Annotated in this window: 8 protein-coding genes and 1 pseudogene; 2 read left to right on the top strand and 7 right to left on the bottom strand. The window is 72.6% G+C overall.

Annotated elements, in window-relative coordinates; translation table 11 throughout:
* A partial coding sequence (locus HGA02_RS06870; RefSeq protein WP_168678402.1) for a DUF2231 domain-containing protein occupies positions 1 to 594 on the bottom strand: 594 nt, incomplete at its 3' end.
* 262 nt (positions 595 to 856) lie between these two features.
* Here HGA02_RS06870 and HGA02_RS06865 point away from each other — a divergent pair.
* Positions 857 to 1,495 (top strand): hypothetical protein, encoded by a 639-nt coding sequence (locus tag HGA02_RS06865; RefSeq protein WP_168678401.1) that lies wholly within the window; start codon positions 857 to 859, stop codon positions 1,493 to 1,495.
* Between the two features lie 61 nt (positions 1,496 to 1,556).
* Here HGA02_RS06865 and HGA02_RS06860 read toward each other — a convergent pair whose 3' ends face one another.
* From HGA02_RS06860 to HGA02_RS06840, 5 genes are all read right to left on the bottom strand, one after another.
* Positions 1,557 to 2,138 (bottom strand): dihydrofolate reductase family protein, encoded by a 582-nt coding sequence (locus tag HGA02_RS06860; RefSeq protein ID WP_168678400.1) that lies wholly within the window; start codon positions 2,136 to 2,138, stop codon positions 1,557 to 1,559.
* Positions 2,139 to 2,237: 99 nt separating this feature from the next.
* Positions 2,238 to 3,155, bottom strand: a complete 918-nt coding sequence (locus HGA02_RS06855; protein ID WP_210728257.1) for a carbohydrate ABC transporter permease — start codon at positions 3,153 to 3,155, stop codon at positions 2,238 to 2,240.
* Positions 3,152 to 4,108 (bottom strand): carbohydrate ABC transporter permease, encoded by a 957-nt coding sequence (locus tag HGA02_RS06850; protein WP_168678399.1) that lies wholly within the window; start codon positions 4,106 to 4,108, stop codon positions 3,152 to 3,154. Before HGA02_RS06850 ends, HGA02_RS06855 begins: the two co-directional genes overlap by 4 nt.
* Positions 4,108 to 5,493 (bottom strand): ABC transporter substrate-binding protein, encoded by a 1,386-nt coding sequence (locus HGA02_RS06845; RefSeq protein WP_168678398.1) that lies wholly within the window; start codon positions 5,491 to 5,493, stop codon positions 4,108 to 4,110. Before HGA02_RS06845 ends, HGA02_RS06850 begins: the two co-directional genes overlap by 1 nt.
* Before the next feature lie 185 nt (positions 5,494 to 5,678).
* A complete protein-coding gene (locus HGA02_RS06840) occupies positions 5,679 to 5,819 on the bottom strand; it encodes a hypothetical protein (RefSeq protein WP_168678397.1) in 141 nt (46 codons plus the stop codon).
* 302 nt (positions 5,820 to 6,121) lie between these two features.
* On the opposite strand from HGA02_RS06840, the gene HGA02_RS06835 reads away from it, so the two are divergent.
* On the top strand, positions 6,122 to 6,733 hold the full coding sequence (locus tag HGA02_RS06835) for a PAS and ANTAR domain-containing protein (protein WP_168678396.1): 612 nt from the start codon (positions 6,122 to 6,124) through the stop codon (positions 6,731 to 6,733).
* A 40-nt stretch (positions 6,734 to 6,773) separates the two neighbouring features.
* Here the strand turns inward: HGA02_RS06835 and HGA02_RS20365 are convergent.
* Positions 6,774 to 7,292 (bottom strand): annotated as a pseudogene (locus tag HGA02_RS20365) (hypothetical protein); the annotation flags it as partial.

Raw genomic sequence — 7,292 nt, 5'->3', positions numbered from 1 at the left:
GTCAGGGTCGCGCGGCGGCGAGCCGAGCACGTACGCCATGTGCCCGCCCAGGAACCCGCCGACACCGAGCGCCGCGGCGCCCGCGGCCGACGCGAGCAGGCCGACACCCCGGTTGCCCTGGCGGCGGGCCAGCCACGACGCGGTGTAGCAGGCGAGCGCGACGCCGTTCGACGCCGCGTGCACGACGCCGACGCGCCGCGTCCGGTCGTCCGCCACCGACCAGTCGGCCCAGCCGGTGACGATCGTCGGTCCGGTCGCGAGGATCCCGGCGCCGATGAGGCGGCGCGCCGCCTTCTCCTGCCCGACCGCGTCCAGGACAGCCGAGCTCATCCAGAGGCCGAGCGGCACGTCGGTGAGCAGCGGGTGCGCGGCGTGGCCGAGCGGCTTGCCGCGCAGCAACCTCCGGAGCCCGTCGTGCTGGAGCGGCCCGCGCCACAGCGCGGCGACCCGCTCGACGACCGGGTCGAGCTGGTGCGCGTTCTCCAGCGCCTGGGCCAGCCGGTCGGCGACGGAGTCGGCGCGCGGACCGGCGTGCCGACCGGTGCTCTGCTCGTCGGACGTGCCGCCGGGGCGGTCGGTGTCGGCCGTGACCATGGGGACTCCTCGCGTGCGTCGCCGCACGAGGGCTCGGCGACGGGCTCACCGGCCGCGTCCTGACCGCCCTCTCGACCCTACGCACGGGTGCGACGACGTGCGCGCCGGTGTCGAGAGCAGCGGGTGGTTCGAGCCCGCCGCCGCCTGGCGGCCTTCATCCCGATCATCCGGTCGTCGGGTCGCACCTCCGGCTTCGTGGCGAACGGGGGCTTCCTTCGGCTCCGTCTGGCGGCCGTTCGACCGCTGCTGCGACACTCCGCCGGTGGCGCACGAGCAGCAGGCGACCGACGCGTCGTGGATCCTGTCGGCGTTCCCGGCGGCGCTGCGCGCGGAGGCGGCCGAGGTCGCGCACGCCCTACCGCCGTCGCCGTTCCCGTGGAGCACCCTCCCCGCGAGCTCCGACACGACGTCCGTCGTCCTGGACAAGGAGACGGTGACGCTCCCGGGCCGGATCTACCACGACGCCCTTCCCCCGGACACGCCCTTCACCAGGCTTCTCTCGCCTGTCGTGGCCGCCTGCGCCTACACGCGGCACCACGACGGCTACGTGCGGCAGAGGTCGCTGCGCACCCTGCTGCGCGGCCCCTCCGCACTCGAAGCGTGGGTCGTGCCGTACGTCGTGAAGCTCGTGGACGAGTACGTCGTCGAGATCGTCGCGGACGTCGCCGCGTTCCTGACGGAGGTGGACGTCGAGGGCTCACCCCAGCAGCGCGCCTACGGGCGGGTGCTGGCGCAGAATCCCGAGATGCTGCGCCTGCTGAGTGCGCGGGTGAGCAGCTACTGGGACTGCTACCACCGCCGGCGTCATCCGCGCCTCGAGGACTACCCGGGGCGTCGACTCGCGCGTGCCTTCTCCCGCGCCGCGAAGCTCGAGCAGGCGCTGCCGCGCTCCCGTCGGTGAACACCCGGCGATCCTGCGGCCCGCGCGGCGTCGCCAGCCGCGATCCGGGACCCTGCCGGGGTCAGGCGCGGTCGTAGGTCAGGACGCGCACCCCGTTGTCCAGGCGGACCTCGTCGACCGGGCGGAAGAGGTGGGGCCCGAACGGGCCGTTGAACAGCGGGACCCCGGAGCCGATGACCGACGGGTTCTGCTTGAGGACGAGGCGGTCGATCTCCGGGAGCAGCGCGTGCGCGAGGGTGCCGCCGCCGACCAGCCACAGGTCCAGGCCGGGCTCGGCCTTGAGCGCGCGGACACGGTCGAGGGCGTCGGTCGCGACGATCTCGACGGCGGGGTCGGGGCTCGTGGTCAGGGTCGTGGAGAACACGAGGTGCCGCAGGTGGGGGTACGCGTCGGTCATACCCGCGGCGAGTCCGAGCTCGTACGAGGCTCGTCCTTCCAGCACCGTGTCGAAGACGCGGCCCGGGCCGTCGACGCCCAGGGCCGCGCGTGCGGGTCCGGGCAGGGTCTCGGGGTAGTGCTCGACGATGAACCGGACCAGGTCCGGCGTGATCGGGAACCAGTCGGCTCCGCTGGGGTCGCCGCCGTCCGGTCCGGCGATGCAGCCGTCGAGGGTGGTGGCGACGTAGTAGACGAGCTTGCGCATGGGGTCCTCTCCGCGGGGCTCGACGACAGCCGTGGCAAGCCGCGAACGGTCACCGATGCGTCGGTGCCCGGGAAACTCGACGGACCGCGATCGCGCAGGTCAGCCCTTCGAGCCCGTCGTCGCGATGCCCTGGACGAAGTGCCGCTGGCCGAGGAAGAACAGGATGATCATCGGGACGGTCGTGATGACGCTGGCGGTGACGACGATCTCCCAGTGCCACTCCCCGCCGAACCCGAACTGGTCGAGCATCGCCTTGAGCCCACGCGGGACGGTGAAGGTCGACGAGTCCTGCAGGTAGATGAGCGGGCGCATGAGGTCGGTCCACGCGGCCTGGATCTCGAACAGCAGCGTGAGGATGAGCGCGGGCTTGCACAGGGGTGCGGCGATGCGGGCGAAGATCGTCCAGTTGCCGGCGCCGTCGAGGCGCGCGGCCTCGAAGAGCTCGCGCGGCAGGCCGAGGAAGAACTGCCGCAGCAGGAAGATGTAGAACGCGCTGCCGAACAGGTTGCCGCCCCACAGCGGGGTGAGGCCGCCCACGAGCCCGAGGTCCTTCCAGATGAGGTAGGTCGGCACCATCGTGACGGCGCCGGGCAGCATCATCGTCGCGAGCACGAGGCCGAACAGCGGCCCGCGGCCGGGGAACCGGAAGTACGCGAACCCCCACGCGACGAGCGCCGAGGAGAACGTCACGGTGACCGCGGCGAGCGTCGTGACGATCACGGTGTTGACGAGCCACGTCGCCATGGGCGCGACCTGCCACACCTCGACGTAGTTCTGCAGCGTGAACGTCTGCGGGATCAGGCGGTTGTCGAACACCTCGCCGCGCGGCTTGAACGACGCCGACAGCAGCCAGACGAACGGGTAGACGAACGCGACGGTCGCGAGCACGAGCGCGGCGAGGACGGCGACGCGCAGCGCGAGCCGTCGGGGCGGGCGCCGGCGCGGGACCGTACGGGTCTCGGGGTCGGCGGTGACCACGCCCTGGGGCATGCGCGTCGCGGCGGCGGCGGAGGTCATCGGGCGTCCCCCTCGTAGTAGACGACGCGCCGGCTGACCAGCACCTGGATGCCCGTGATCGCCATGATGACGAGGAAGAGCAGCCACGCCAGCGCGGAGGCGTACCCCATGTGCAGGAACTCGAACGCCTGCTGGAACAGGTAGATGACGTAGAAGAGCGCGGCGTCGTTGGAGTACGTCGTGTTCCCCGAGCCGAAGAACGCGGTGTACGCCTCGGTGAAGAGCTGCAAGGACGCGATGGTGTTGACGACGACGACGAAGAACAGCGGGCCGCTGATCATCGGGAGCGTCACCGCGCGCGTGCGGTGCCAGAACCCGGCGCCGTCGACGCGGGCCGCGTCGTAGAGGTCGGTCGGGACGTTGCGCAGGGCCGCGAGCAGGATGATGACGGTCGAGCCGACGGTCCACAGGCCCATCATCACGAGCCCCGGCTTGACCCAGTCGGGGTCCGTCGTCCACGCCGGGCCGTCGATCCCGAACCAGCCGAGCATGGTGTTGATCGCGCCGCGCTGACCGTTGAACAGCAGCAGGAGGAGCACGCCGATCGCGACGGGCGGCGTCATCTTCGGCAGGAAGAACGCCGTCCGGAAGAACCCCGCCGAGCGCGCGGCCCGGTCGAGCAGCAGCGCGAGGCCCAGGGCGAGCAGGATGTGCGCCGGCACCGCCATGACCGTGTAGATCAGCGTGTTGCGCAGGGCCAGCGCGACCTTCGGGTCCGCGAACAGCTCCCGGTAGTTGTCGAACCCGACGAACCGCGGGTCGTTGATGACGTCGTAGTCCGTGAGCGACAGGTACGCGCTGTAGACCATCGGCCACGCGGTGAACACGAGGAACCCGACGATCCACGGGGCGATGAACCACCACGCGTGGCGCGCGTCGCGGCTCGACACGCTCGACCGCCGCCGGCGCGGGGCCTCGACCCCGGCCGGTGCGGTCGTCGTCGTCGCCGCCATCAGTCCGTCGACCCGCCGTCCCAGCGCTCCCAGGCCGCGTCGAGCGCCTTCTGCGCCTCCTCCTGCGCCTGGGCCAGCGCCTCGGCCGGCTCCTGCTGGCCGTTGAGCACGCGGTTCACCGCGTCCTGCCACGCCGTCTTGAACTCGCTGTCGGCGGGGTTCGCGGGGAGCGCGAACGTGTGGTCGTTGGCCTCGTACATCGCGTTCACGCCCGACGCCCACGGCTCGTCCGTGACGTCCACGAGCGTCGAGCGGATCTCGTCGTCCGCCTTCTCGTTGCCCGTCAGGACGCCCGTGAAGACCAGGCCCTCCTGCTCGCGTGCGTCGGCCCGGGCCTGCGCCGCCGCCATCCAGCTGTCGAACGACACCATCGACGCCGCGAACCGGCACGCCGCCTCGGGGTTCGCCGAGCCGGCCGGGATCGCCCACGCCGAGCCCGTCGCGTACGCGAGCGGCTCACCCTCTGGCGTGCGGAACGCGTCGAACGCCATCGGCGCGTCCGGCGAGTTCTCGTTCAGCACGTTGACGTACCACTGCTCCATCGGCATCGCGCCCAGCGTCGACGACGCGAACTGGTTGCCGGAGCCGAAGAAGTCCGCCGCGTCGCGCGTCGACTTCACGCCGGCGAAACCGCCCTGCACGTCGTAGACGTTCACCGCGAACTCGAGCGCCTCGAGCACCTTCGGGTCGTCGAGCTGTGCCGTCCGCCCGTCCTCGGAGAGCAGGTCCGCGCCGTTCGCCTTGGCCCACAGCGGCAGGAACTCCGGCATCTTCGAGTCGTAGCCGATGACGCTCACCGTGCCGCCGTCGGACTTCGACAACGCCGTCGTCGCCGCGGTGACCGCGTCCCAGTCCGAGCCGTTGACGTCCTCGATCGTCAGGCCCGCCGCGTCGAGCAGCGACTGGTTCGCCATCGTCAGCTGCACCTGGTTGAACTCCGGCACGCCGTACAGCTGGTCGCCGAACGTCACCTGCGCGAGCGCCGCGTCCCGGAACGCGTCCTGGTCGACGTCCTGCGACGCGTAGCACTCGTCGAGCGGGACCACCGCACCGCGCGACGCGAACGTGCCGATCTGGTCGCGGTTCGCGTACACGACGTCCGGCGGGTCACCCGCGGCGACGGCCGACAGGAACGCCTGGATGTCGAGGTCGCCCTCGATCAGCGACACGTCGACGTCCGGCATGGACTTCTTCGCGCGCTCCAGACGCGTCTCGCCGATCTCGTCGCCCGCCCCGAAGCCCATCACCGTGAGCTTCCCCGAGACGTCCGCGTCGGGGTCGAAGGACGGTGCCGCCGTCCCGTCGCCGCCGCCCGTCCCACGGGCGCACGCCGTCAGGACCAGCAGGACCGCTGCACCCGGGATTGCCCATCGCACTGCACGCATCGGAGCCTCCGCCTGGCTCGAAGGGCGACCGACGTCGCCCCTGACGCGCTCCGAACTGCCTCAGGGCTCCCCTCAATATGAACCGTTTCTCCCGGGTCGGCGAGCCGACCCGACTCTCCCGACGGCGCGATCTGCGACGTCGGTGCGGCTCGCCCTGCGGCGGGGCGAGGGGGGTCCCCCTGCGGTCAGCCGGCGTCCGAGCGGTCCTCCTCCGACGACTCCGATGCGTCGGTCACGTCGATCTCGCTCGGGTCGGTCTCGGACTCGTCGGGTCCCTGGCCGGCGCTCAGCGGCCCCCGGTCCTTGTCGTGCTGCGCGCGGTCCATGGGGTGTCCTCTCCTCGGACGCGTTGCCGCCAGACCCCGACGCACACGGGGCGTTCTCGACGCGTCCACGCTACGAGCCGGTCCGTCAGAGCGCCATCGGCGCCACCGCTCACGTGCCCACGTCGCGGAGAAGCGCACCGCGAGCCGCTTCTCCGTCGGTGCGCCGGCCGGTGTCCCCTGGTGCGGGACCGGGACGGGACTCGGATGCCGCGAGAAGACGCCGTGACTACGCTGGGCACATCATCCGGCCGAGGGTGTCCAGCCACGGGCGCGCCGCAGCCGGGAGTCGCGGAGCACGAGTGATGGACGACCTCCAGTCGGGACAGTTCCTCGTCCCGGTCGACGGCCGCCCCTGGTGGTCGGACGAGCTGTACGCCGTCCTCGGGATGTCCCCCGGCGACGTCCCGCCGACGCTCGACGCGCTGCTGCGGCACGTGCGCGTCGACGAGCGGGAGGCGCTGCGCCGCGCGGTCGAGGAGTGCGCGCGCGGGGGTGCCGCGTTCGCCCAGGTGCACACCGTCAAGCGACTCGAGGGCGAGTCCCGGGTCGTGGCGATCGCCGGGGTCGCGGAGCCGGCGGGACCGGGGCACGACGTGCGCGGCGTGGTCGTCGACGTGTCCCCCGATGTTCGCGCGCGTGCCGCGCGGGCCGTCAACGCGAAGCTGCCCGAGCTGCTCGCGGAGCGTCCGGTCGTCGAGCAGGCGATCGGGTGCCTCGGCCTGGTCTACGGGGTCGACCGGGCCGGCGCCCTGGAGATGCTCCGGTGGAGCGCGGACCGGCGCGACGTCGACGTGACCGCAGCCGCACGGCTCGTCATGCAGGCAGCCGTCGCGGCGGGCGGCGACCTCGGCACCCAGGGGGGCCGACTCGAGCGTGCCGTCGCGAGCGCACTCGACGACACGCCACCCACCTGACGCGTCTCCGCACGCTGCGCTCACGCGATCGGGAGCATCGTCACGAGGGATCACGCCGCTCGTCCCGCCCGCGCCGGGGCGACAGCACCTCCTCCGTGAGGTCGTCGACCTCGCTCACCCGGACGGTCCACGGACGCTGCTCCGCGTCGCCGGCGGTGGGCTCGAGCTCGATCGACTGGAGCTCCTCGCCCACGGTCTCCAGCTCCTCGTGCGTCGACAGGAGGTCCTCGTTCGCCGTCTCCAGCTCCTCCACCGTGGACCGGAGCTCCTCGTCCGTCGACCCCGGCCGCTGGGACGCGGTCCTCGCCCCTCGCGGGCGCCCCGCGCGACTCATCCGCCAGTCGACCTCGGCCGCCTCGCGGTGCTCGCGCGCTCGGGAGCGGTGGCGACCGGAGTCCGACCCGAGCCGTGCGAGCCGCTCGTGGACGTCGGCCGCGGCCTCGTGCGCGAGGGCCGCTCGTTCGAACACGTCGGCGGACCGGGCGCGCACGGCCGCCGCGGCGCGCTGCACCTCCCGGGCCGAGCCTGCGGCGTCGCCGACGTCGGGACGCGACGATTC

It is taken from the genome of Cellulomonas septica (genome assembly GCF_012396155.1).
In the GTDB taxonomy this organism is placed as follows: domain Bacteria; phylum Actinomycetota; class Actinomycetes; order Actinomycetales; family Cellulomonadaceae; genus Cellulomonas; species Cellulomonas septica.
Note: the sequence above shows the minus strand (reverse complement) of the source record. Positions and strands in the feature narration are given on the sequence as shown.